This is a genomic window from Noviherbaspirillum sp. FW303-A3, assembly GCF_058788695.1.
On sequence record NZ_JBYTAZ010000001.1, the window covers coordinates 4,329,952 to 4,355,027 of the forward strand.

At 62.4% G+C, this 25,076-nt stretch carries 19 protein-coding genes; 12 read left to right on the forward strand and 7 right to left on the reverse strand.

All coding sequences use genetic code 11. The features are described from left to right. Window position 1: 1 nt before the first annotated feature. Window positions 2-2,839: a phosphoenolpyruvate carboxylase gene (gene ppc, locus AC3WOY_RS20785; RefSeq protein ID WP_492427217.1), complete on the reverse strand. Its 2,838-nt coding sequence runs from the start codon at window positions 2,837-2,839 to the stop codon at window positions 2-4. A 127-nt stretch (window positions 2,840-2,966) separates the two neighbouring features. Here ppc and hemC point away from each other — a divergent pair, with 127 nt between their 5' ends. The 6 genes from hemC (at window position 2,967) to AC3WOY_RS20815 (ending at window position 9,722) form a co-directional block, all read left to right on the forward strand. Further along, a complete protein-coding gene (gene hemC / locus AC3WOY_RS20790; RefSeq protein ID WP_492427219.1) occupies window positions 2,967-3,914 on the forward strand; it encodes a hydroxymethylbilane synthase in 948 nt (315 codons plus the stop codon). Between the two features lie 79 nt (window positions 3,915-3,993). After that, on the forward strand, window positions 3,994-4,776 hold the full coding sequence (locus tag AC3WOY_RS20795) for a uroporphyrinogen-III synthase (protein ID WP_492427221.1): 783 nt from the start codon (window positions 3,994-3,996) through the stop codon (window positions 4,774-4,776). Continuing rightward, window positions 4,773-5,915 (forward strand): uroporphyrinogen-III C-methyltransferase, encoded by a 1,143-nt coding sequence (locus tag AC3WOY_RS20800; RefSeq protein WP_492427223.1) that lies wholly within the window; start codon window positions 4,773-4,775, stop codon window positions 5,913-5,915. Before AC3WOY_RS20795 ends, AC3WOY_RS20800 begins: the two co-directional genes overlap by 4 nt. Window positions 5,916-5,917: 2 nt before the next feature. Further along, window positions 5,918-7,114, forward strand: a complete 1,197-nt coding sequence (locus AC3WOY_RS20805) for a heme biosynthesis protein HemY (protein ID WP_492427225.1) — start codon at window positions 5,918-5,920, stop codon at window positions 7,112-7,114. 172 nt (window positions 7,115-7,286) lie between these two features. Then, window positions 7,287-7,826 carry an inorganic diphosphatase gene (gene ppa, locus AC3WOY_RS20810; protein ID WP_492427227.1) on the forward strand — a complete coding sequence of 180 codons (540 nt, stop codon included), beginning with the start codon at window positions 7,287-7,289 and terminating at the stop codon, window positions 7,824-7,826. A 213-nt stretch (window positions 7,827-8,039) separates the two neighbouring features. Then, window positions 8,040-9,722, forward strand: coding sequence for an HDOD domain-containing protein (locus AC3WOY_RS20815; protein ID WP_492427229.1), 1,683 nt, complete (start codon window positions 8,040-8,042; stop codon window positions 9,720-9,722). Here AC3WOY_RS20815 and AC3WOY_RS20820 read toward each other — a convergent pair. Next, entirely contained in the window at window positions 9,719-10,789 is a 1,071-nt protein-coding gene (locus tag AC3WOY_RS20820) for a serine/threonine protein kinase (protein WP_492427231.1), read from the reverse strand. The two genes, AC3WOY_RS20815 and AC3WOY_RS20820, sit on opposite strands and share 4 nt — an antisense overlap. A 68-nt stretch (window positions 10,790-10,857) precedes the next feature. Continuing rightward, a complete protein-coding gene (locus AC3WOY_RS20825) occupies window positions 10,858-11,997 on the reverse strand; it encodes a GNAT family N-acetyltransferase (RefSeq protein ID WP_492427233.1) in 1,140 nt (379 codons plus the stop codon). Between the two features lie 201 nt (window positions 11,998-12,198). Between AC3WOY_RS20825 and AC3WOY_RS20830 the strand changes: the two genes are divergently transcribed. Beyond that, window positions 12,199-14,250, forward strand: a complete 2,052-nt coding sequence (locus AC3WOY_RS20830; protein ID WP_492429373.1) for an NAD(+) synthase — start codon at window positions 12,199-12,201, stop codon at window positions 14,248-14,250. Window positions 14,251-14,386: 136 nt separating this feature from the next. Next, window positions 14,387-14,725, forward strand: a complete 339-nt coding sequence (locus tag AC3WOY_RS20835) for a P-II family nitrogen regulator (protein ID WP_088709187.1) — start codon at window positions 14,387-14,389, stop codon at window positions 14,723-14,725. A 63-nt stretch (window positions 14,726-14,788) separates the two neighbouring features. On the opposite strand, the gene AC3WOY_RS20840 is transcribed toward AC3WOY_RS20835, so the two are convergent. The 3 genes from AC3WOY_RS20840 to trxB form a co-directional block, all read right to left on the reverse strand. Next, on the reverse strand, window positions 14,789-15,391 hold the full coding sequence (locus AC3WOY_RS20840; protein WP_492427236.1) for a trimeric intracellular cation channel family protein: 603 nt from the start codon (window positions 15,389-15,391) through the stop codon (window positions 14,789-14,791). 108 nt (window positions 15,392-15,499) lie between these two features. Continuing rightward, entirely contained in the window at window positions 15,500-16,138 is a 639-nt protein-coding gene (locus tag AC3WOY_RS20845; protein ID WP_492427238.1) for a Smr/MutS family protein, read from the reverse strand. 55 nt (window positions 16,139-16,193) lie between these two features. Continuing rightward, entirely contained in the window at window positions 16,194-17,150 is a 957-nt protein-coding gene (gene trxB / locus AC3WOY_RS20850; protein WP_492427240.1) for a thioredoxin-disulfide reductase, read from the reverse strand. 210 nt (window positions 17,151-17,360) lie between these two features. Here trxB and AC3WOY_RS20855 point away from each other — a divergent pair, with 210 nt between their 5' ends. The 4 genes from AC3WOY_RS20855 (at window position 17,361) to serS (ending at window position 23,103) form a co-directional block, all read left to right on the forward strand. Beyond that, entirely contained in the window at window positions 17,361-19,697 is a 2,337-nt protein-coding gene (locus AC3WOY_RS20855) for a DNA translocase FtsK (protein ID WP_492427242.1), read from the forward strand. A gap of 10 nt (window positions 19,698-19,707) precedes the next feature. Beyond that, window positions 19,708-20,367: an outer membrane lipoprotein chaperone LolA gene (gene lolA / locus AC3WOY_RS20860; RefSeq protein WP_492427244.1), complete on the forward strand. Its 660-nt coding sequence runs from the start codon at window positions 19,708-19,710 to the stop codon at window positions 20,365-20,367. 33 nt (window positions 20,368-20,400) lie between these two features. After that, window positions 20,401-21,696 (forward strand): replication-associated recombination protein A, encoded by a 1,296-nt coding sequence (locus AC3WOY_RS20865; protein WP_492427246.1) that lies wholly within the window; start codon window positions 20,401-20,403, stop codon window positions 21,694-21,696. 111 nt (window positions 21,697-21,807) lie between these two features. Beyond that, window positions 21,808-23,103: a serine--tRNA ligase gene (gene serS / locus AC3WOY_RS20870; RefSeq protein WP_492427248.1), complete on the forward strand. Its 1,296-nt coding sequence runs from the start codon at window positions 21,808-21,810 to the stop codon at window positions 23,101-23,103. A 15-nt stretch (window positions 23,104-23,118) separates the two neighbouring features. On the opposite strand, the gene AC3WOY_RS20875 is transcribed toward serS, so the two are convergent. Then, on the reverse strand, window positions 23,119-24,903 hold the full coding sequence (locus AC3WOY_RS20875) for a GGDEF domain-containing protein (protein ID WP_492429374.1): 1,785 nt from the start codon (window positions 24,901-24,903) through the stop codon (window positions 23,119-23,121). Window positions 24,904-25,076 lie beyond the last annotated feature (173 nt).

A 25,076-nucleotide genomic window follows, 5' to 3' on the forward strand; every position in this document is an offset into this window, starting at 1 on the left:
ATCACCCGGTATTGCGCAGTCCGGCGGCGATGCCGTTGATGGACAGATGGATGCCGCGTCGCACCCGTTCATCCAGCGTGCGTCCCTCTGCGCTTGCCGCACGGTGCCGCTTGATCAGTTCCACCTGCAGGTGGTTCAGCGGATCGAGATAGGCAAACCGGTTCTTGATGGAACGCGCCAGCAGCGGATTGCCCGCAAGCCTCTCCCGTGCGCCGGTAATGACGGCCAGGCTGGACGTCGTGCGCTCGTGTTCCTCCAGGATGCGCTTGAAGATCCCGTTGCGGACCTTCCTGTCCGGCACCAGTTCCGCATAGCGCGAGGCGACGGCGAGGTCGGCCTTGGCGAGCACCATGTCCATGTTCGACAGCAGCGTGGCAAAAAACGGCCATTCCTTGAACATCTCACGCAGGGTCGCGACGCGCTTCTTGTGTTCCTTTGCGTCTTCCGCCTCGTCCACCCAGGACGCGACCGCGCTGCCGAATCCGTACCATCCCGGCAGCAACAAGCGGCATTGTCCCCAGGAGAAACCCCAGGGAATGGCGCGCAGGTCTTCGATGCGGCGCGTCGATTTGCGCGAGGCAGGGCGCGAACCGATGTTGAGTTCGGCAATCTCCGCAATCGGCGTGGCGGCGAAGAAGTAGTCGGTGAAGCCGGGCGTCTCGTACACGAGGTTGCGATAGGCGCGATAGGCGCGCTCGGACAATTCCTCCATCACGCTTTCGAACCCGGCGAGCTTCCTGGCGCGCTTGCCCTCGGCCGCATGCGGCATCAGGCTGGCTTCCAGCGTCGCCGCCACCAGCAGTTCCAGGTTGCGGCGGCCGATTTCCGGGTTGGAGAATTTCGACGCGATGATTTCACCTTGCTCGGTGAGGCGGATCTGGCCGTTGACGGTGCCCGCAGGCTGCGCAAGGATGGCGTCGTAGCTCGGTCCGCCGCCGCGGCCGACTGTGCCCCCGCGGCCATGGAAGAGGCGCAGCTTGACGCCGGCGCGGTCGAACAGTTCGACCAGGCCGATCTCCGCCTTGTACAGTTCCCAGTTCGAGGTCAGGAAGCCGCCGTCCTTGTTGGAGTCGGAATAGCCCAGCATCACTTCCTGCAGGTCGCCCTGGTTTGCCACCAGGCGGCGTACCTGCGGCAAGGACATGAACCGTTCCATGATGCCCGCCGCGCAGCGCAGGTCGGGGATGGTTTCGAACAGCGGGATCACCATCAGCTCGTTGCGCGCATTCGACGCCTCGCCGGACTCCGCGTCCCATTCCTGATGCAGCAGGCCGGTTTCCTTCTGCAGAAGCAGCACTTCCAGCAGGTCGGAGACGGTCTCCGTATGCGAAATGATGTAGTTGCGGATCGCCCGTTCGCCATAGCGGTGACGGATGTCGCGTGCGGTGCGGAGGATGGTGAGTTCGGACTCCGTCTCGGCGGTGTAGGCGAGGTAGGGCGAGTACAGCAGGCGCGGCTTGCCGAGTTCCTCCAGCAGGAGCGCGACCTTGTCTTCTTCCGCCAGCGCGCCGTAATTCTTCTCGACCCCGGCGCGGGAAAAGAGTTCGGCCAGGACGCGTTCATGGACATCGGAGCTCTGGCGCATGTCGAGCGTCGCGAGGTGGAAGCCGAAGATCTCGGATGCGCGTTTCAGCACGGCGAGACGTGGTCCGACCAGCACGGCGCCATGATGGGATTGCAGGGAATCGGCCAGCACTTGCAGGTCGCGCGTGAATGCTTCCGGCGTTGCATAGGGGGCGGCCGCGCCGACTTCCTGCCGCAGCACATGTGCCGCACCCAGCGTGCGGGCCGTGGCGGCGAGGCGCGCATACAGGCCGATCAGCGCGCGGCGATAGGGCTCGTCGGAGCGATGTGCTGATTGGTCGGGAGAGGCGTCCGCGAGCGCCTGCAGTTCCGGGCTGACGCCAACCAGCAGTGTCGAAATCGACAATTCGGCGCCTAGGGCATGCACTTCATCCATGTAAAAATCGAAAATCGCGGTGGACTGGCGGACAAGCGCATGCTTCATCGTGTCCGCATTCACATTCGGATTGCCGTCGCGGTCGCCGCCGATCCAGCTTCCCATCTGCACGAAAGGCGGCAGCTCGCCGGAGACCGCATGGCGCTGCGGGAAATGCGCTGCGATTTCGGACTCGATGTCTTCGTACAGGCCGGGCAGTTCGCGCAGGAAGGTGATGCGATAGTAGGACAGCGCGTTCTCGATCTCGTCGGCCACCGTCAGCTTCGAGTAGCGCAGCATCCGGGTCTGCCACAGCGTCGCGACGCAGGCGTGCAGGAGTTGCGTATTGCGCGCCAGTTCCTTCGCGGTCAGCGGATGGTCGCGTTCCGCAAGCAGGCGCGCGATTTCGCGTTCGGCATCGAGGATGCTCTTGCGCTGGACTTCCGTGGGGTGCGCGGTGAGCACCGGCGAAACCAGCGCCTCCTTGAAGAAGCCGCGCACCGCGGAGCCGGACACGCCTGCGTCATCCAGCCGGGACAGCGCATAGGCAATGCTGCCTTGCTGCGGCGCAGAGCCAGCGAGCAGGTGCGCGCGGCGGCGGCGGTTGTGGTGCTGGTCCTCGGCGATGTTGGCAAGGTGCGAGAAGTAGGAAAACGCCCGTACGACCGAAATCGTCTGGTCGCGGGTAAGCTTCCGGAGCATCTTGTTGAGTTCCGTTCCCGACTGCGGGTCGGATTCGCGGCGGAAACGTACCGCCGTCTGGCGGATGGTCTCGACGACATGGAACACCGCCTCGCCTTCCTGGTCGCGCAATACGTTGCCGAGCAGGCGCCCCAGCAGGCGGATGTCTTCCTTCAGCGGTGCGTCCTTGTCGGTCGTGGAGCTTGCTTGATTAGCCATGTTGAATGTCTGCAATCGATTGGGGAAAAGTGGCCTGCGGGCACAGTTGCGGAACATGCGCATGATAAAATCTGCGCCTCTGCGATCCGAGCCAGGTTCGCATCAACGAACATCGAAAGTGCACGTCGTGAAAGTATCCCCACCCGCAAAACTCGTGATCGCGTCGCGTGAGAGCCGCCTCGCCATGTGGCAGGCAGAGCATGTCCGCGCAAGGTTGTCGGCATTATATCCGCAGTGCAGTATCGAAATTCTGGGCATGACCACCAAGGGCGACCAGATCCTCGACCGCACCTTGTCGAAGGTCGGAGGCAAGGGCTTGTTCGTCAAGGAACTCGAAGTGGCAATGGAAGAACGCCGCGCCGACCTCGCCGTGCATTCGCTCAAGGATGTGCCGATGGAACTGCCAGAAGGGTTCAGGCTTGCAGCCGTGCTGGAGCGCGAAGATCCGCGCGATGCTTTCGTGTCCAATGACTATGCTTCGCTCGACGACCTGCCGGAAGGCGCGATTGTCGGCACCAGCAGCCTGCGCCGCCAGGCATTGATCGCGGCGCGCTATCCGCATCTCGTGATCCGCCCCCTGCGCGGCAACCTCGATACCCGCCTCGGCAAGCTCGACCGCGGCGAATACGCGGCGATCATCCTTGCTGCCGCCGGCCTCAAGCGCCTCGGCATGCCGCAACGCATTCGCTCCCTGATCGAGCCCGAGCGGAGCCTGCCCGCCCCGGGCCAGGGCGCCATGGCCATTGAAATCCTCGACGGCCGCGACGACCTGATGGCCTTGCTGGAGCCGCTCAATCACGAAGCCACGGCCCAGGCGGTCACTGCCGAGCGTACCGTATCCCGCGTATTCGGCGGCAGCTGCCAGATCCCGCTGGCGGCATTCGCCACAGTGGATGCCGGTTCCATGCGCCTGCGCGCGATGGTGGCGACACCGGACGGCAAGCGCATCGCGACTGCCGATGCAACCGGCCCGGCCAACGCTCCTGACGCACTGGGCAAGCAGATTGCCACGACTCTGCAGGGGCAGGGCGCCGACGACATCCTCGCCGCGTGCAAGGCGATGGACGCCGGCTGACGGCAATCACCGCGCGGCCACCGCCGCGCAGCATCCAATTTTTTTCCGATCGAAGGCATCGACAGGGCGGCAACGAACGATGGCAAATACAGGTAATCGTCCGGTCGTCATCACGCGCCCGCAGGCGCAGGCCGTGGCGCTGGCGCAAAAGCTGTCCGCGCTCGGGCGCGACGCCGTCGTATTTCCCCTGCTCGAAATCCTTCCCCTTCCGGACCAGGCCGCGCTACAGGCCACGCTCCGGAATGTCGGCGACTACGCCATGGTGGCCTTCGTCAGTCCGAACGCGATCGACGCAGCTTTCGCGCACATCGGCCAGTGGCCTTCCCATGTCGCCCTTGCCGTGGTCGGTGAAGGCAGCAAGGCAGCCCTCGCGCAATACGGACTGACGCCGGCCAATGCCACCATCTTCAGTCCCGTCGATCCGCTGCGCACCGATTCACAGACGCTGGTCGAGGCGCTGGACCTTTCTGCCTTGCGCGGCAAGCGCGTATTGATCCTGCGCGGTGAAACCGGACGCGAACTGATGGCTGATGCATTGCGCGACCATGGCGTGCAGGTCGAACAGGTGGCGGCATACAGGAGAGCGGCGCCAGTGCTTGACGATGCGAAGCGCGCGCAACTGCGGCACTTGCTCGACACAGGCGCGGACTGGATCATCACCAGTTCCGAGGCGCTGCGCATCCTCCAGCAAATGGTGCGAGACACCGGGGGCGATGTTGCCGTGGTGAAAATGCAACAGCAACGTCTCGTCGTCCCGCATGTGCGCATCGCGGAAACCGCACGCTCGCTGGGTTTTGCCGACATCGTGCAGACAGGATCAGGGGACGAACCCTTGTTAGCCGCGTTACAATTTCGAGCATGAACGAACTGCCATCTTCTTCCGACGCGAATCAGCCTGCGCAGACGAGTCCCGCTCCGCAAAAAGCCGAATCCGCAGCACCCTCTTATCAAAAAGGTAATTCTTCCGTGCGCCTCGTCTATGGCGCGCTGGGAGCGCTCGCGCTTCTGCTTGCCGCGCAGTGGTGGACATCCGACCGCGAGGTTGACCGGCTGCGTGAGGAAATGGCGCAGCGCCTGAAGACCGGCGAATCGGTGAGCACCGAAACGAAGGTCATCGTCCGTTCCGTCCAGGAAGGCATGAAGGAGTTGCAGGCCAAGGTGAACGTCCTCGAAGGCAAGCAGGTCGAGGCGCAAAGCCAGCAACTGGCGCTCGAGCATCTCTATCAGGAGCTGTCCCGCAACCGTGACGACTGGGCATTGGCGGAAATCGAGCAGGTCCTGTCCACCGCCAGCCAGCAGCTCCAGCTTGCGGGCAATGTCCAGGGCGCGGTGATCGCGCTGCAGAATGCCGACAACCGGCTTTCCCGCTCGGACAAGCCGCAATTCATTATCATCCGGCGCGCAATCGCGAAGGACCTGGAGCGTCTCAAGGCGCTGCCCACGGTCGACCTGACCGGCATCGCGCTGCGCCTCGACAGCATCATCGGCCAGATTGACAGCATGCCGCTGCTGGCCGACGAAAAGCCGGCCGCCGTCGCGGCGCAGCCGCGCGTACCGCGCCGCGCCCCCAAGGCGGTCGAGTCGTCGAAGGCGCAAGCATCGGGCCAGGCCGGCTCCGACTGGCTTGGCGACCTCGAAGAAGTGTGGCACAGCTGGACCAGCGAGATGTGGGGCGAGATCCGACAACTGATCCGCGTGCGCAATGTCGAGACTTCGGATGCCTTGCTGCTCTCGCCGACCCAGGCCTATTACGCCCGCGAGAACGTCAAGCTGCGCCTGCTCAATGCCCGCCTGGCACTGTTGACCCGCAATGAATCAGCATTCCGCAGCGACCTGATCGCCGCGCAGGACGCGATCGCCAAGTACTTCGATACCCGCGCCAAGCAGACGCAGACGACGCAGGCCCTGCTGCGCCAGGTCCAGGCAAGCAACCTCTCGATCGAGATGCCGACGCTGGCCGAAAGCCTGAATGCCGTGCGCAACTACAAGGCGAAGCCATAACGATGCGTATCTTTTTGTCGCTCGTCATCCTGTTTGCCGCCGCGATCGGTCTTGCTGTCGGCGCGCGCTTCAACCCGGGCAACGTCGTCTTCTTCTACCCGCCGTACCGGGTGGACATGTCGCTCAACCTGTTCATCGTGCTGGCCGCACTGCTGTTCGCGGTGCTGTTTGCCATCTTCAATGCCATTCGCAGTACCCAGCAGATGCCGTACCGGGTTGCCGCGTATCGCCGTGAAAAGCGCGACCGTGAGGGCAACCGCGCGATGCGCGATGCGCTGAAAGCGCTGTTCGAAGGCCGCTTCGGCCACGCCGAAAAAGCCGCCGCCCGCGCCGCCGAATCCCCGGACAACGCCGGTCTGTCGGCCCTGATCGCTGCGCGCGCCGCGCATCGCATCGGTCGTCCGGAGCGCCGCGACGTGTGGCTGAACAAGGCGCAGGAGGATCAGGCCCTCAAGACTGCCCGCCTGATGACTTCCATCGAGCTGTCCATCGACGGGCACGAGCCGGATCTTGCGCTGGACGCGGTGAAGGAGCTCAATTCCAGCGGCACTCGCCACATCCATGCGCTTCGACTCGCGCTCAAGGCAAACCAGCGCTCCAAGAACTGGCCAGAGGTATTGCGCCTGGTGCGCATGCTCGACAAGCGCAATGCCTTGCATCCGGCACTCTCGCGCCGGCTGCGCGAAATGGCGTATGAAGACCTGCTGTCCCATCAGGCGCATGACGCCGAATCCTTGCGCCGCGTGCTTTCCACCATTCCTGCGGAAGACAGGACGCGGCCATTCGTCGCCATTCGCGCGGCCCGTGCCCTCAATGCGAAAGGATTGCATGACGAGTCCCGCAGCGTGGTTGAAAAGGCATTGGCGGTAGAGTGGGACGAGCGGCTGGTGCGCGCTTACGGCAATTCCGCCGGTGCCGAAGGCTCGGCGGAATTGCTGGCGCAAATTGAGCGCTGCGAGGAGTGGGCGAAATCGCATCCGGGCGATGCGGAACTTGCGCTGACGCTGGGCACGCTGTGCCTGCGGCAGAAGCTCTGGGGCAAGGCGCAACGGCACCTCGAGCAGGCGCTGTCGGATGCCGGTGAAGCGGAAACCGTGCGCGAGGCGCACCTCAAGCTGGCGCAGATGCACGAGGCACTCAACCAGCCCGACCAGGCGGCGGCGCATTACCGCCAGTGCGCGCTGGCGACCATCCTGTAACGCGGCGGGGACTGCATTCCCGCCGCTTTTATCATTCCATCCTGACGCTCTCCTGACGTGTGTCAAACGCGCTGACATCCTTTCTCAAAGTCGTGCTGCGTCGCACAAGCTCGCTCTGAATGCCGTTATAATCTCGGCATTTCCGAATTTTCATTTCCACTGAGAGTGCATCATGAGCTTGAGCAATGTTCCCGCCGGCCGCAACGTTCCGGAAGATTTCAACGTCATCATCGAAATCCCGATGAATGCCGACCCGATCAAGTACGAGGTTGACAAGGAAACCGGCGCGATTTTCGTTGATCGCTTCATGGGCACGGCGATGCATTATCCGTGCAACTACGGCTACATCCCGCAGACCATTTCCGACGACGGCGACCCGGTCGACGTGCTCGTCGTGACGCCGTTCCCGCTGATCCCCGGCGTGGTCGTGCGCTGCCGTCCGATCGGCGTCCTGCGCATGAAGGATGAAGCGGGCGGCGACGCCAAGCTGCTCGCCGTGCCGGTGGACAAGGTCCTGCCGATCTACAAGCACTGGCAGAAGCCGGATGACATGAACGAACTGCGCCTGCAGCAGATCCAGCACTTCTTCGAGCACTACAAGGATCTCGAGCCGGGCAAGTGGGTCAAGGTCGAAGGCTGGTTCGGTCCGGAAGAGGCCAAGCAGGAAATCCTGAACGGCGTCGCTGCATACAACCGCGAACACAGCAAGTAATCTGCTCGCGGCAGAAGTCAAGGGCGCACCGGAAACGGTGCGCTTTTTTTATTTGAAGACGACCGTGGCGAAGCGGGGCGCTGCGGCTCAATATCTTCGGGGTTGTGCCGTTATAGCCCAGACAGGCAGTAATACAATTGCGTTGCATCGACAATGCACCGTGAATGCGTCATCATTGACCTTCCCAGTGCGCACTCTCAGGAACTGTTAAACGTGGTTTTCGAAAATACAGGGCCGGCAAAGCCCGATGTCCAGTTCTGGGCGGGGGACGACAAGCCCGCCAACCGTGCGCTCGAACATCTGTTGCAAAAAATCAGCTCTGAAGCGGATCTTCCTGCCCTGGGCAGTTCGGTATCCCGCGTTGTGCAAATGACATCGTCGGATGGCGAGGCGGTTCGGAATCTCGCGCATTTCATCCTGTCCGATGTTGCGCTGACGCAGAAAATCCTCCGCATTTCCAATACCGTCTGCTACCGCACCGCGTCCGGCACGCCGGTAACGACGGTGTCTAAGGCCATCTTCCTGCTCGGCTTCGATACCGTGAAGACCGCGGCGCTGGCGATGCTGCTTGTCGACGGCATGTCCGGGAAGAACGCGAAAAGCGTGCGCAACGAACTCAGTCATGCCCTTTGCGCAAGTATCGTCGGTCGTGAAATCGCACGCCGCAGCCATTTCAAGGATGCGGAAGAGGCCGCGGTCGCTGCGCTGTTCAAGAATATCGGCCGTGTCCTCGTCGCCGCACACGATCATGATCAATACGACAAGATCACTACGTTGGTGGAGGCCGGTACGCATACGCCGGCACAGGCTTCGCAGCAGGTGCTTGGCTGCAGCTTCGACCTCCTCGCGGAGTCGGTCCTGCGCGAATGGAACATCCCCGAGAGTATCGTCCAGGCCTTGAACCCGCCGCCGCCGGGCGTGCTCAAGCCTGCCAAGGGCCGGCAGGAATGGCTGCAGCAGGTCGCTGCCTTCAGTTCCGCCGCTGCGCGCCTGATTCCCTCTGCGGGTACGCCGGGGCAGGAAGCGGCGAGCAAGGCCGTGCTGACGCGTTTCGGCGGGGCATTGGGCATGGACCATGCCAAGCTCAACCAGTTGTTCGCAGGTGTGGCACAGGAAACCCGTGTCATTGCAAGCAGTACCGAACTGGCCTTGCACAGCGACGAGCATGACCATGCTCACTCGCATGGCGAACAAGCGGCGCCGTCCGGGCGGCAACCTGCAGCCGCTGCGGCTTCCGGCGCGGCTGCGCCTGCACCGGCCGGCGCGGCGAAGGGCGCAACAGACGTCGAGTCCGGATTGCCGAGCGAACTTCTGCTGGACCTCCTCGACGAACCGCAAGCATTGCAGATAACCGAGCGCCACGCCAGCGGCAAGCCGGTGAATGCGCGCGACCTGTTGCTGGCAGGTGTGCAGGACGTGACGCAGATGATGGCGTCCGGCCGTTGCAAGGTGAACGACCTGATGCTGCTGGTCCTCGAGACGCTCTACAGCAGCATGGGATTCCGCTTTGCGACGGTATGCCTGAAGGACATGCATACGCACCAGTTCCGCGCCCGTATCGCCATGGGTGAAAAGAACGCGGAGCGCCAGGCAGGGTTCGTGTTTCCCATTCACACCGCGCGTGATCTGTTCCACCTGGCGATGGAAAACGATGCGGATCTCATGATTTCCGATGCGACCGCGCCAAAGATCCGTGACCTGCTGCCTGCGTGGCACCGAACTTTGCTGCCGGATGCGCGCAGTTTCATCGTCCTGCCGCTGGTCGTTCAGAAGAAGCAGCTTGGCCTGTTCTATGCAGATCGTGCACAGGCTGCTCCCGAGGGGGTGCCATCGGATGAAACCTCGCTGATCAAAACCCTGAAGGGGCAGGTGCTGACCGCGCTGAACGTTCGTTAGAGCAGCGCCGTAGCCATGGCGGCAGTACCCGCAAGCAGGAGGCCGACTGTCCAGTACAGGCTGCCGCGGGAAACAGACAGGGTTCGCGGATCGCGCTGATCAAGGGCGGGAACGGGAATCTTCATACGGCGCCGTGCGCGGCGCTGCCGCACCAGGTAACGCTTGATATCCAGCGCCATCCTTTGCGCCGTTTCGTAGCGTTTTTCAGGGCGCTTGCTCATCGCCTTCATCACGATTTCGGACAGTGCCAATGGAATGCGGTAATCGATTTCATGCGGCGCCGGAGGTGCCTTGTAGGCGATCTGCTGCAGAAGCTTGTCCGCGCTCGTCGAGTGGAAGGGCTTGCGGCCGACGAGCATTTCGTACATCACGGCGCCCAGGGAATAAATATCGGTGCGGGCATCCACCGTCTTGCCGACGGCCTGTTCCGGCGACATGTAGTTCGGTGTGCCGAGCAGCCGGTTGCCCACCAGGAGCGTGACGGGATCGTCAGGATCGGCGCTTTTTTCAGCGACGCGATTCGGCGCGCGCGCAATGCCGAAATCGACAAGCTTCGGCTGGTCGTCTGCCACCATGAAGATGTTTGCCGGCTTCACGTCTCGATGGATCACGTCGCGCTGGTGCGCGTGGTTCAGCGCATCGGCGATCTTCCAGACGATGGATGCGACGTCGTCCGGCGTGAAGCGATGGCCGCTGTCGAGAAGCTTGTTGAGTTCACGCCCGCGCAGGTATTCCATCGCGATATAGGTGGTTCCGTGCTCAACCGATGCGTCATAGACGGTCACGATATGCGGATGGGAGAGCAAACCGGCGGCCCGCGCCTCATTGATGAACTGCAGTTCGTAGCGGTTGCGTTCGGCTGGTGTCAGGCGCGGATGATAGGTCTTGATTGCAATATCCCGTCCGATCACCGGGTCATGTCCAAGGTAGACGCATCCGACAGTCCCCCGGCCAAGCTCGCGCGTGATGTAGAACCGGCCGATGCGGGTGACGGCTGGGCTGGCGGGGGCAAGCGAGGCGGACGGTGGGCAGGACATGGTGGCGACAGGATGCCGCGAAGTGTTCATTTTGGCAATGGTGTGGCAGCCAGGTTGCCATGAAATTCCAAAAGTTTGTCGATGAAAATGACTGCCGGTTACCGTTGTGCCCGGTAGGGCTGGCGGTCGTTGAGCTCGTCCAGATAGGCGTCGATGCCGCCTGCCTCCTGCTCAAGGAAGCGCTCGACCGCGTCGGAAAATGCGGGATGCGCGAGCCAGTGCGCCGACCAGGTGCGGTGAGGAAGGAAGCCGCGCGCCATCTTGTGCTCCCCCTGCGCACCGCCCTCGAAGCAACGGATCTTCTGCGCGATGCAGAAATCGAGCGGCTGGTAATACGCCGTTTCGAAGTGCAGGCAGGGGATGTCTTCGATCGCGCCCCAATAACGTCCGAAGAGCGTGTTTTCATCGTGCACCACGAAGGAGCTGGCGACAGGCTTGCCGTTGCGCTCCGCCACGATGAGACGCAGGTGCTGAGGCATCGTGCTCCCGAGGCGGCGGAAAAAATCGAGGTTCAGGTAGGGCGTCGAGTAATGCGCGGCGTAGGTGCGGTCATAGCAGCGCTTGAAGAAGCGCCAGTCCGTATCGGACGCGTCGTGTCCCGGGATGTGACGGAACGTGACCCCGGCTTCCTGTACCTTGCGGCGCTCGGCACGGATGTTCTTCCTTTTCTTGCGGTCCAGCGACGCCAGGAAATCGTCGAAATCGCCGTACCCTTGGTTGATCCAGTGGAACTGCACGCCGGTACGCAGCATGAATCCGGCCTCTTTCAAAACGTGCGCCTGCGCTTCGGGTGGGAAAAGGATGTGGGTGGACGACAGTCCGTTTGCTTCCTGCAAGCCGCACAGCGCCTCGACCAGCCTGTATGAGGCTTCATCGGTGCGCGCCAGCAGCCGCGATCCGGCAACCGGAGTGAATGGAATCGCAGACAGCAGCTTGGGGTAATAGTCGAGCCCGTTGCGGCGGTAGGCATCGGCCCAGGCCCAGTCGAACACGTACTCCCCGTAAGAGTGCGACTTGACGTAAAGCGGCAGTGCCGCCTCCAGCGACTGTCCTTGCCACAGCGTCAGGTATTGCGGCTGCCAGCCGCTATCGGGCGATGCGCACCCGGAGGCGTGCAACGCGTGGAGAAATGCGAACGAGAGAAAAGGGTTGCGCTCTTGTTGAGCAGCAACCAGGCCGTCCCAACTTTCCTGTCCGATCTCGTCAAGGGAGGAAACGATTTGCGTGCGATAATTCACTATTGATATCAAACCATCCTGTGCCTCAGGCTGGAAGCACGCATTGAACCGATGCAACGCTAGCCCCTCCGCGTACGCCTGTTGCTGAGCTGTTCATTCTACGCAAATTCAGCAGAACGGTTCGACGCACAACTCCCCGGCTTCAGGCACATCAGCACCCCCTGGTTTAAGCGGTGCGCGGCCATAAAGGTAGGACAGATGATGAATACGGAGTTTTTTAACATCTATTCGCACGACTTTGCCCGGGTGGCGGTCGGGGTGCCGACCTGCCGGGTTGCCGATCCGGTGTACAACGCAAAGGAAACGATTGCCCTTGCGGCCGAGGCTGAAAAAAACGGCGCCGCACTGATCGCCTTTCCCGAACTGGGATTGTCGGCTTACACCTGTGATGACCTTTTCCATCAGAAGGCCTTGCTCGATGCATCGTTGAACGCGCTTGCATCCATTGTCGATGCATCGGCGAAACTCAAGCTGGCAATGATCGTGGGCATGCCGCTGCGTGTCGAGCACCAGTTGTTCAACTGCGCCGTGGTGGTGGCCGGCGGCCGTATTCGCGGCGTCGTTCCCAAGAGTTACCTGCCTAATTACGGCGAATTTTACGAGGCCAGGCAGTTCAGTCCTGCCGACAGTGTTGCCGTATCGGAAATCACCCTGTCGGGAAATGCGGTTCCCTTCGGCGCCAACCTGCTTTTCGAAGTGGAAAACCTGCCGCTCTTCCGCTTCCATGTGGAGATCTGCGAAGACGTCTGGGTCCCGATCCCGCCGTCCACGTTTGCCGCGCTTGCCGGCGCGACGGTGCTGGTCAACCTTTCCGCATCGAACATCGTCGTCGGCAAGGCACGTTACCGTCATCAGTTGGTGTCGCAGCAGTCCGCGCGCTGCCTGTCGGCCTACCTGTATTCGTCGGCAGGAAAGGGCGAGTCCTCGACCGACATGGCGTGGGACGGGCAAGCCTTGATCTACGAGAACGGCGAGCTGCTTGCCGAATCCGAGCGGTTCTCCGACAGTTCCCACCTCGTCTACGGCGACGTCGACCTCGACAGGCTGTCGCGCGAGAGGATGCGGATGTCCACCTTTGGCGATTCCGTCCGCCGCCACGCCACGGAAGTCGGGAAGTTCAGGAAGATTTCCTTTGCCCTCGATGTGCCCGTTTCGGGGAAGCTGCCGCTGCGGAGAAACGTCGAACGCTTCCCGTACGTGCCTTCCGATGCCAGCCGGCGCGACGAGCGGTGCAGCGAGGTCTATAACATCCAGGTGCAGGCGCTGGTCCAGCGCCTGTCGGCATCGCGCATTTCGAAGGTGGTCATCGGTGTATCGGGCGGACTGGATTCCACCCATGCGTTGCTGGTATGCGCGAAGGCCATGGACCGCCTCGGCCTCCCGCGGAAGAATATCCTCGGCGTCACCATGCCCGGATTCGCTACCAGCGAGCGGACACTCTTGCAGGCCCGGCAACTGATGGACGTGGTCGGGTGCGAATCCATGGAAATCGATATTCGCCCGAGCTGCCTGCAGATGCTGAAAGACCTCGGGCATGCCTACGCTTCAGGCGAGGAGCATTACGACGTCACGTTCGAGAATGTGCAGGCGGGGGAAAGGACCAGCCACCTGTTCCGGCTCGCGAACCATCACCAGGGCATCGTCATCGGCACAGGCGACCTGAGCGAACTTGCGCTGGGATGGTGTACCTACGGAGTAGGCGACCACATGTCGCACTACAACGTGAATGCCAGCGTGCCCAAGACCCTGATCGTTCACCTTGTGCGCTGGGTGGCGGAAACCGGCCAGATCGGCGAGACAGGGTCCGACGTCCTGCTGAGCGTGCTCGATACCGACATCAGCCCGGAGCTCGTGCCGGGCAAGGGAAAGGACGCGCCGGAACAGAAGACCGAAAGCGTCATCGGGCCGTACGAACTGCAGGACTTCAATCTCTATTACACGCTGCGTTTCGGGTTTTCCCCGTCGAAGGTCGCCTTCCTCGCCCATTCGGCCTGGGGCAGCCGCGAGGCGGGACGCTGGCCGGAAGGCGCGCATGTGACGCGCAACGAGTATGGCGTTGGCGACATCAAGCGGAACCTCGCCATCTTCCTGCGCAGGTTCTTCCTGACGAGCCAGTTCAAGAGGACATGCGTGCCGAATTCGCCCAAGGTGGGCTCCGGCGGATCATTGTCCCCCCGTGGCGACTGGCGGGCGCCGAGCGATTCCGAAGCCATCGTGTGGATGGATGACCTGAAACGCATCCCAGAGCAATGAAACATGTCTGGCGTCAATTCCAGCCTTGTGCAGCATTGCCGGGAGCATTGCGGCAAGGTATCGTAGCGGGAATATGGCGCGCGCCGCGCGATTGATACAATAAGCAAATCGAGAGTGATACAACTAAGGAGCTGTCATGAAGCTGGTTACTGCAATCATCAAACCTTTCAAGCTGGACGAAGTGCGTGAAGCGCTCGGCGAAATCGGCGTCACCGGCCTGACCGTGACCGAGGTGAAGGGCTTCGGCCGCCAGAAGGGCCATACCGAACTGTACCGCGGCGCCGAATACGTCGTGGACTTCCTGCCGAAGGTGAAGATCGAGGCAGTCATCGACGACAAGGTGGTCGAACAGGCTGTCGACGCCATCATCAAGGCAGCTCGTACCGGCAAGATCGGCGACGGCAAGATCTTCGTTCGGGAAGTCGAGCAGGTCATCCGTATCCGTACCGGCGAAACCGGCGCAGACGCGGTTTAAGCCAGGCTTTTCGGCACAGCCCGGTGGAGGCAATGCTTCCACCGGGCTGTGCCGTTTACGGGGCTATTCGATCTTCACGCCCTTGGCCCAGGTCACCATGCGAAACACGCTGATCAACAACGCGCTCGACCAGAGCGAAAAATCCGGCGGCACGCCTGCCTTTTGCATCAACAGGTACATCCAGCAGCCGGCGAACGAACAGATGGCGTAGGGCTTGCCGTCGCGGAGCACCATCGGAATCTCGTTGCAGATGACGTCGCGCAGCACGCCGCCGAAGATGCCTGTGATGACGCCCATCATCGAGGCAATGAACAGGGGCATGCCGGCCTCAAGGGCTTGCGATACGCCGACAATCGAAAAAAGCCCCAGTCCCAGCGCGTCCGCAAAAACGATCAACCGTTCCGAAATGATCTTGCGCAGTGTGCGGATGGCTGGTGCGGCGACCAGCGCGAGAAGAAAGATCAGGATCGCGTACTCCTGATGGGCGACCCAGAACAGCGGCCGCCTGTCGAGCAGGATGTCACGTAGCGTTCCCCCGCCGAACGCGGTGATGAAGGCGACGGTGAAAATCCCGACCACATCCATCTTCTTGCTCCGGGCTTCGATGAAGCCGGAAAAGGCGCCCACCAGAATCGCAACGATTTCGAGGATTTTGATCAGGGTCATGCGATGCGGTGCGGGAGTTGTTTGTCCTGCATGATACTTGTGGCAGGACGGAAATCAAGATAGGGCGAAGCGGTAGCCTGGATGGAGTGAGGCTGTCGAATCGGCAGCTTATGCCTTGAGGAGGACCACCAGCGCCCCTGCGCCGCCCTCCGCCGCGCGCGCCTGGCAAAAGGCAATCACTTCCTCCTTCTGCACCAGCCAGCTGCGCACCTTGCTCTTCAGTACAGGTTCCTTGTTGACCGACCCCAGGCCTTTGCCGTGGATGACGCGCACGCAGCGCATGCCGCGCTTGACGGCATTGCGCAGGAATTCGGCAAGCGCCTCGCGGGCTTCTTCGCGGCGCATGCCGTGCAGGTCGAGCTGGGCCTGGATCACCCAGTTCCCGCGGCGCAGCTTGCGCAGGATATCGCCGCTGATGCCTGGACGTGCGTAGCTCAACTCCTCGTCCGTATCAAGCAATGTGTCGACATTAAATTCGTCCGACAGCGATTCTTCGAGTGCGGCCTGTTCGTCGGCCATTCGCTGCCGGGCGATAGGCAACGGGCGCTGTCCGGCCGGTTCGGTCTTGTTGGGAGGGGAGAGGGGTTTGACGTTGCCGATGGCGTTTCGGAAGAGCTCTGCGTCGCGGCGGCTTTCCTTCTCGCGCCGCAGGCGTTCTTCCTCGGCGGCCTTGCGCGCTTCTTCCTGCGCCTTGATCGTTGCTCGCAGGCCTTTCAGGGCGGCGAAGTCTTTGATGGAGCCGGACATGATGAATTCCTGAGGCCGTCCGCGCCGGGCGCGGACGGCGTACTGCGGGGGTGGATCAGCCTTCCAGGCTTTCCAGGTAACGCTGCGCGTCAAGCGCGGCCATACAGCCGGTGCCGGCGCTGGTCACTGCCTGGCGGTACACGTGGTCCTGTACGTCGCCCGCGGCAAACACGCCGGGGATGTTGGTCGCCGTCGCAAAGCCTTCCGAGCCGCCCTTTGTCTTGATGTAGCCATTCTGCATTTCCAGCTGGCCTTCGAAGATGCTGGTGTTCGGCTTGTGGCCGATGGCGATGAACACGCCTTGCACCGGCAGGGGAGTGACGCTGCCGTCCTTGGTCGACTTGATGTTGATACCGGTGACGCCGGAGGTGTCGCCCGTCACTTCATCGAGCGTGTAGTCCCATTTCACCTCGATCTTGCCTTCCTCGACCTTTGCCATCAGGCGGTCGATCAGGATCGGCTCGGCGCGGAACTTGTTGCGGCGGTGGATCACCGTGACCTTGCTGGCGATGTTGGACAGGTAGATCGCTTCCTCGACCGCGGTATTGCCGCCACCGACGACCGCAACGGCCTGGTTCTTGTAGAAGAAGCCGTCGCAGGTGGCGCAGGCCGACACGCCCTTGCCCATGAAGGCTTCTTCGGAGGGCAGGCCGAGGTATTGCGCGGACGCGCCGGTGGCGATGATCAGCGAATCGCAGGTGTATTCGCCGGAATCGCCGATCAGGCGGATCGGTTTTTCATTCAGCTTCGCGGTGTGGATGTAGTCGAACACGATTTCAGTGTTGAAACGCTCCGCGTGCTGCAGCAGGCGCTGCATCAGTTCGGGGCCTTGCACGCCCATCGGGTCGCCGGGCCAGTTTTCGACGTCGGTGGTGGTCATCAGTTGACCGCCCTGTTCGACGCCGGTGATGAGTACGGGCTTCAGGTTGGCGCGCGCGGCATAGACGGCGGCGCTGTAGCCGGCCGGGCCGGAACCGATAATCAGGACGTGGGCGTGTTTCGTGGTTGCCATAGCAATAGATGGGGGAGTGAAGGAATTCGTCTGTGGTGGCGATACATATGTCGCCAAAAGGCAAATATTCAAGCGCCTCCCGAGCACTTATTCGGGATTGCTCCTGAAAAACTGGTTAAGATTATAGTCGAACCCGCACCGCCCAGCCGAGCTGATGACCGTAATTCGCGCCCTGGAGCGGCCGGCGTTTCCCCGAATTTCGCAGGCACCATGACCAAAACAACACAAGCTTATACCCGCAACACCAATCCGCCCGAAGCGCACCCCTTGCCGAACCGGCTCGTGCGTCTCCTGTCCGAGGCGCGCTGGTTCGTGCTGACGATCGTTACCGTATACCTTCTTCTTGTCTTTCTGACATATACGAAGACCGATCCGGGCTGGTCCCAGGCCAACGTCGTTCCGCAGATCCAGAACTGGGGCGGCCGTATCGGTGCATGGATCGCAGACCTGATGCTGTTCATCTTCGGCTTTTCCGCATGGTGGTTCGGCGTATTCCTGCTGCGCTCCGTGTGGGCGGGCTACAGGCGGCTGTCGCAGCGATTCCTGCTGCAGCAGGAGCCGGAACCCGAGCACCACCATGAAGTGTGGATCCGTGCGGTCGGCTTCGTGCTCATGCTGATCGGCAGCGTCGCCATCGAATACCTGCGCATGTACTCCCTCAAGGTGCAGTTGCCGCGCGCCCCTGGCGGCGTGCTGGGCGAGCTGATCGGCGGTGCGGCACAGAATGCCTTCGGCTTCACCGGCGCGACGCTGTTCCTGCTGCTGATCTTCGGCGTCGGCTTTAGCTTGTTCTTCCACGTGTCGTGGCTGAATGTGGCCGAGCGCGTCGGCGGCGCGATCGAGGGTGGCATCAACGGCATTCGCAAGCTGTACTCCGCGCGCGAAGACCGCAAGGTTGGACAGGTCGCCGCCGTCAAGCGGGAAGAGGTGGTGGTGCAGGAGCGCGCGAAGATCGTCGAAGCGACGCCGATTCGCATCGAGCCGCAGGTTGTCAGCGTGCCGAAGTCGGAGCGCGTCGAGAAGGAAAAGCAGGTGTCGCTGTTTGCCGACCTGCCCGATACCAACCTGCCGCCACTGTCGCTGCTGGATGAACCGCCACCGGCGCAGGAAACGGTGAGCGTCGAGACGCTGGAATTCACCAGCCGCCTGATCGAGAAGAAGCTGTCGGACTTCGGCGTCGAAGCGAAAGTGGTTGCCGCCTATCCGGGCCCGGTGATTACCCGTTACGAGATCGAGCCGGCAACCGGCGTGAAGGGTAGCCAGATCGTCAACCTCGCCCGCGACCTCGCGCGTTCGCTGTCGCTGACTTCGATCCGCGTTGTCGAGACCATCCCGGGCAAGAACTACATGGGCCTGGAACTGCCGAATCCGAAGCGCCAGATCGTGCGCCTGACCGAGATCCTCGGCTCCAAGGTCTACAACGACAGCCATGCGTCGCTGACCGTCGCGCTGGGCAAGGACATCGCAGGCAATCCCGTCGTCGCCGACCTCGCCAAGATGCCGCACCTGCTGGTCGCCGGTACCACCGGCTCGGGCAAATCCGTGGGTATCAACGCCACCATCCTGTCGCTGCTGTACAAGTCCGACCCCAACAGCGTGCGCATGATCCTGATCGACCCGAAGATGCTGGAAATGTCGGTGTACGAAGGCATTCCGCACCTGCTCGCGCCGGTCGTGACCGACATGCGCCAGGCCGGCAACGCGCTGAATTGGGCCGTGGCCGAGATGGAGCGCCGCTACAAGCTGATGTCCAAGCTGGGCGTGCGCAACCTCGCCGGCTACAACAACAAGATCGCCGAGGCGGAAAAGAAAGAGGAAAAGATCCCCAATCCCTTCAGCCTGACGCCGGACGCGCCGGAACCGCTGGAAAAGCTGCCGACCATCGTCATCATCATCGACGAGCTGGCCGACCTCATGATGGTGGTCGGCAAGAAGGTCGAAGAGCTGATCGCCCGTATCGCGCAAAAAGCGCGCGCGGCCGGCATCCACCTGATCCTCGCGACCCAGCGTCCGTCCGTGGACGTCATCACCGGCCTGATCAAGGCCAACATCCCGACGCGTATCGCCTTCCAGGTGAGCAGCAAGATCGACTCTCGCACGATTCTCGACCAGATGGGCGCGGAAACCCTGCTCGGCATGGGCGACATGCTCTACATGCCGCCTGGCACCGGCCTCCCGATCCGGGTGCATGGCGCATTCGTGTCCGACGACGAAGTGCACCGCGTGGTGCAGCACCTCAAGGCGCAAGGGGAACCCAATTACATTGAAGGCATCCTAGAAGGTGGTGTCCTCGAAGAAGGAGGCGAGGCTGCGTTCGGCGGCGAGGGGGGCGGCGATGGCGAGTCCGACGCGCTCTACGACCAGGCGGTGGCCGTCGTGCTGAAGAACCGCCGCGCGTCGATCTCGCTCGTGCAGCGTCACTTGCGCATCGGCTACAATCGCGCAGCCCGCCTGCTCGAACAGATGGAGCAGAGCGGCCTTGTTTCTTCGATGCAATCGAACGGCAACCGTGAAATCCTCGCGCCGGCATCGAACAACCCCGAATAGGAAAGCGGCTTTGAAACAGACATCACGTCGAACATTTTCCATTGCACAGCACGCCGCTCGCCTCGTCGCGGCGTGTGTGTTTGCAGTACCAGCATTCGCCAGCGCCTCGGCGCTGGAACAGTTCAAGACCTTTGTCAGCACGACCAAGGCGGCCAAGGGTGAGTTCGTGCAGAAGCAGGTCAAGTCCGCCGGCAAGGGCGAGGCAGCTGCCAATTCCTCGACCGGCACCTTCCTGTTCGCGCGACCGGGCAAATTCATCTGGACTTACCAGAAGCCCTACGAGCAGCTGCTGCAGGCCGACGGCCAGAAGCTCTACATCTACGACAAGGACCTGAACCAGGTCACGGTGAAGCAGCTCGGCGATGCGCTCGGCTCCTCGCCGGCGGCCATCCTCTTCGGCAGCAACGACCTGGAAAAGAATTTCACGCTGAAGGACGCCGGCGCGAAGGACGGCCTCGAATGGCTGGAAGCGACGCCGAAGGCGAAGGACACCACTTTCGACCGCATCGGCATCGGCCTGAAGGATGGCGTGCCGCAGGCGATGGAGTTGCGCGATTCCTTCGGACAGGTATCGCTGTTGACCTTCAGGAAGTTTGAAAAGAACCCGTCGATCGCGGCGGACCAGTTCCACTTCGTGGTGCCCAAGGGCGCCGACGTGTTCCAGCAATAACAAAAGAACAGCGGGCCGCACCCGCCCGACAACATGGCAAACATTCCGCTCGCCGAACGCCTTCGGCCCCAATCGCTGGACGACGTGATTGGCCAGCAGCACCTGCTCGGCCAGGGAAAACCGTTGCGCGTCGCGTTCGAGTCGGGCGAGCCTCATTCCATGATCCTGTGGGGACCGCCGGGCGTGGGCAAGACAACGCTTGCGCGCCTCATGGCGGACAGTTTCAATGCGGAGTTCATCGCCTTGTCTGCGGTGCTGTCCGGCGTGAAGGACATCCGCGAGGCGGTGGAGCATGCGCAAGTAATCCAGGCAAATTCCGGGCGCCGCACCATCCTGTTTGTCGACGAAGTGCACCGCTTCAACAAGAGCCAGCAGGATGCCTTCCTGCCCCACGTCGAGAGCGGACTGTTCACTTTCATCGGCGCGACCACCGAGAACCCTTCGTTTGAAGTGAACAGCGCGCTGCTGTCGCGCGCTGCCGTGTACGTGCTGAAGTCGCTGTCGGAAGAAGACCTTGACGAGATGGTGGACCGTGCGTGCATCCAGGAGCTGGACGGGCTGGATTTCACGCCCGAGGCCAAGGCGATCTTGATCGCCAGCGCGGATGGCGACGGCCGCAAGCTGCTCAACAACCTCGAGATCGTCTCCCGGGCGGCGGCAGCCAAGGACACGCAGGAAGTCGACGAGGCACTGCTCGGTACGGCGCTCGCAGAAAACCTGCGCCGTTTCGACAAGGGCGGCGACGCCTTCTACGACCAGATCTCCGCCCTGCACAAATCGGTGCGCGGGTCCAACCCGGACGGCGCCTTGTACTGGTTGGTGCGGATGCTTGACGGAGGCGCCGATCCGCGTTATCTCGCGCGCCGGATCATCCGCATGGCCGCAGAGGATATCGGCCTGGCCGACCCGCGCGCGCTGCGGATTTCACTGGACGCAGCCGAAGTGTACGAACGACTGGGCTCGCCGGAAGGCGAACTGGCCCTGGCCGAGGCGGTCGTGTTCCTTTCCTGCGCCGCCAAGTCGAACGCGGTCTACAACGCCTACAATGCCGCGCGCGCCTTTGTCGCCAAGGACAAGTCGCGCCCTGTCCCGGAGCATTTGCGCAATGCGCCGACCAAGCTGATGAAGGAACTCGGCTACGGCAAGCTGTACCGCTATGCGCACGACGAGCCGGATGCCTACGCGGCGGGGGAAACCTACCTGCCGGAAGGCATGCGCGAGCCGGGCTGGTACCAGCCGACGCCGCGTGGCCTGGAAGGCAAGATCGGGGAAAAGCTGAACTACCTGCGCTCGCTGGACCGCGAAGCGAGGAAGAACGAAAAGAAATAGCCGGCCGGAAGCGGTTTTGGCTGCGATCAAGGTTTGGCCCTCCCGTTCATGGCGGGAATGCTGCCTGCGCTTGGTACAATGGCGGTTTAGTCTTCTCAACCCGGCATTTCCATGATCGATATTCAACTTCTCCGCAAAGACATCGACACCGTCGCCGCCCGCCTGGCTGCGCGCAAGTTCCAGCTCGACGTCGCCGCCTTTAACGCGCTCGAAGCCGAGCGCAAGCAGATCCAGACCCGCACCGAAGAACTGCAGGGCAAGCGCAATGCGCTCTCCAAGCAGATCGGCATGCTCAAGGGCAAGGGCGAGGACACCACGGCGGTGATGGCGGAAGTGGCCGGTATCGGCGACGAGCTGAAGGCATCGGCCGAACGCCTCGACGTGATCCAGGCAAAGATGAGCGAGTTCATGCTCGCCCTCCCGAACCTGCCGCATGAATCCGTGCCCGCCGGCCAGGACGAAACGGCCAACGTGGAAGTGCGCAAGGTCGGCACGCCGCGCAGCTTTGATTTCGAGGTGAAGGACCATGTCGACGTCGGCGCCGCGCTCGGCCTCGATTTCGATGTCGCCACCAAGCTGACCGGTTCGCGCTTTGCGGTGATGAAGAGCGGCATCGCCCGCCTGCACCGCGCCCTCGCGCAATTCATGCTGGACACGCACATCAACGAGCACGGCTACACCGAGTGCTACACGCCCTACATCGTCAACGCCGATTCACTGCGCGGCACCGGCCAGCTGCCGAAGTTCGAAGCCGACCTGTTTGCGGCAAAGAAGGGCGGCCAGGAAGGCGAGGGCGAAGCCCTGTACCTGATTCCGACCTCCGAAGTCCCGCTGACCAACATGGTGCGCGACGAGATCGTTGCCGGCGATGCGCTGCCGATTCGCATGACCGCGCATACCCCGTGCTTCCGCTCCGAAGCCGGCAGCTATGGCCGCGACACGCGCGGCATGATCCGCCAGCACCAGTTCGACAAGGTCGAGATGGTGCAGGTCGTGCATCCGGAGAAGTCTTACGAGGCGCTGGAGGAAATGGTCGGCCATGCGGAAAACATCCTGAAGAAGCTCGGCCTGCCGTACCGTGTCATCACGCTGTGCACCGGCGACATGGGCTTCGGCGCAGCCAAGACCTACGACCTCGAAGTCTGGCTCCCGGCGCAGAACACCTACCGCGAGATTTCCTCCGTGTCGAATTGTGAAGCCTTCCAGGCGCGCCGCATGCAGGCCCGTTTCCGCAATGCGCAGGGCAAGCCGGAGCTGGTGCACACGCTCAACGGTTCCGGCCTGGCAGTCGGCCGCACGTTGGTCGCTATCCTGGAGAACTACCAGCAGGCCGACGGCAGCGTGGATATTCCTGAAGTCCTGCAGCCCTATATGGGCGGCATGAAGCGCCTCGCGCGCGCGGCATAAACCGGCGAAGGCCCGTCACGCAGGATCGGGCCAGCTCGCTGAAGAAGATCCCTGGCGGCGTTCGATGAACAAGCTGTTGCCAGGGATTTTTTTCGCCTGTTTCTTGGCATCGGATGCCGCTGTCGCAATCTGGTGATGCGAGGCGTACTGGCCGGGCTCGACGCGCACCACGCCCAGCGACAGGCTGATGAGGGAATGGAAGACCTTGCGGCCGCGCCGGTCCTCGCTCAGGTAGCCACCGCGGTCGCGGTCTTCCTCGGCAAAGAAATGCGGAACCGCACCTGCGAATTCCTCGATGACGGCATTGCAGCGCGCCTCCCAGTCTTCGCTCTGGAACAGGATGATGAAATCGTCCCCGCCGATATGTCCGATGAAATCGCGGTTCGGGTCGCAATGGGTGCCCAGGAGCCGGCCGGTCAGCTGGATCACGTCGTCGCCGCGGCGATAACCGTATACATCGTTGAACGGCTTGAAATGATCCAGGTCCGCATAGCACGCCGCAAAGCGCACGCCGTTGTGCAGCAGGCGGTCGATATGCTCATTGATGGGCACGTTGCCCGGCAATAGCGTCAGCGGATTGGCGTAGCGTGCCGCGTTGATCTGCATCTGCGTGATCTCCCGCATCAAATCCTGGCCTGTGCCCATGCCCATATAGCGCCCCTGGTCTGTGATGATGAAACCGTTGGACAGGTGGTGGCGGTCGGCCGCGACGATGATCTGGCTCAGCTCCTGCAGGCTGGTGTCCTTGTCGGTGATCAGGGGGTGGGCGTCCATGAAGGTCGTGCAGGCCTTCTTCCCGTACAGGTCGCGCGAATAGAGGCGGGCGAAGCGGTCGATCAGGTCGCGCCGGGTGATCAGGCCCACCGGCATGCCGTCGTCCACCACCGGGATGACTTCCAGTTCAGGATCGCCGTTGAACATGTCGCAGACCTCGGTGTTGGTCATGTCAGGACTTGCAGCGGGGACGATGCGGAGCAGGCGCAGCGCGGTGACCGCGCTGTTTTCAAACACATTCTTGGTGGGATACACCGCGACATTGTTGCGGTTGAGGCTCTTTGCCACTTCCGCCGACAATGCCGAACCTGGCGTCGCGTGTGGCCGGGCGATGTGATAACCCTGTCCGTAGGCGATGCCGAGGTCGCGGATCAGCAACAGTTCCGTCTGCGTTTCGATGCCTTCGGCAATGACCACCGTGCCCGACTGTTCGGCGATTTCCTGGATGGAGCGCACGAACTGCAGCTTCACCGGGTCCTGGTTGATGCCCTGGACGAAGTGCATGTCGATCTTCACATACTCGGGCCGCAGCTCAGACCAGAGCCGCAGGCTGGAAAAGCCTTCGCCGAGGTCGTCGATGGCGATCTCGAAGCCCATGCTGCGGTAGTGCATGGCGGCTTCGCGCAGCAAGTCGTAGTCGTAGGTCGGCTGGTTTTCCGTCAGCTCGATGATCACGCGGTCGGGGTTCAGGCCGACTTCCTGGATGTAGCCGAGGGTTTCCCCGTGACGGGCATGCGGCTGCAGCAGCATCTCGGGGCTGACGTTGAGGAACAGCTTGCCCTGCAGGCCCAGTTCGGCGAAGCGTTCGATCACGACGCGCCGGCACATGTGCTCTACTTCGACGCTCAGGCCGTGCGCCCGCGCGACCTTGAACAGGTTCATGGGGGAGTGCAGCGGGCTGTCGGACGGACCGCGGATCAGGCCTTCGTAGCCGACGATTTCGCCGCGCTGCATATTGATGATCGGCTGGAAGAGCGGGTTCAGCTGTCGCTGTTCCAGGATTTCCTTGAGGCGAGATAACAGCATGGCATCCTTGTTCTCCGGCTGTTTTTCCTGCGTGTCGTGCCTGTCGTTGGCGGCGGGGCTCCAGATTTTGATGCGCCCATGGCCGGCCATATGGACAGCCTTCGCCATATCTGCCGTGGTTGGATTCATGACGGCACGCTCCTGCACCGGGTTGGCCGGCGCGGTTGAGAGGG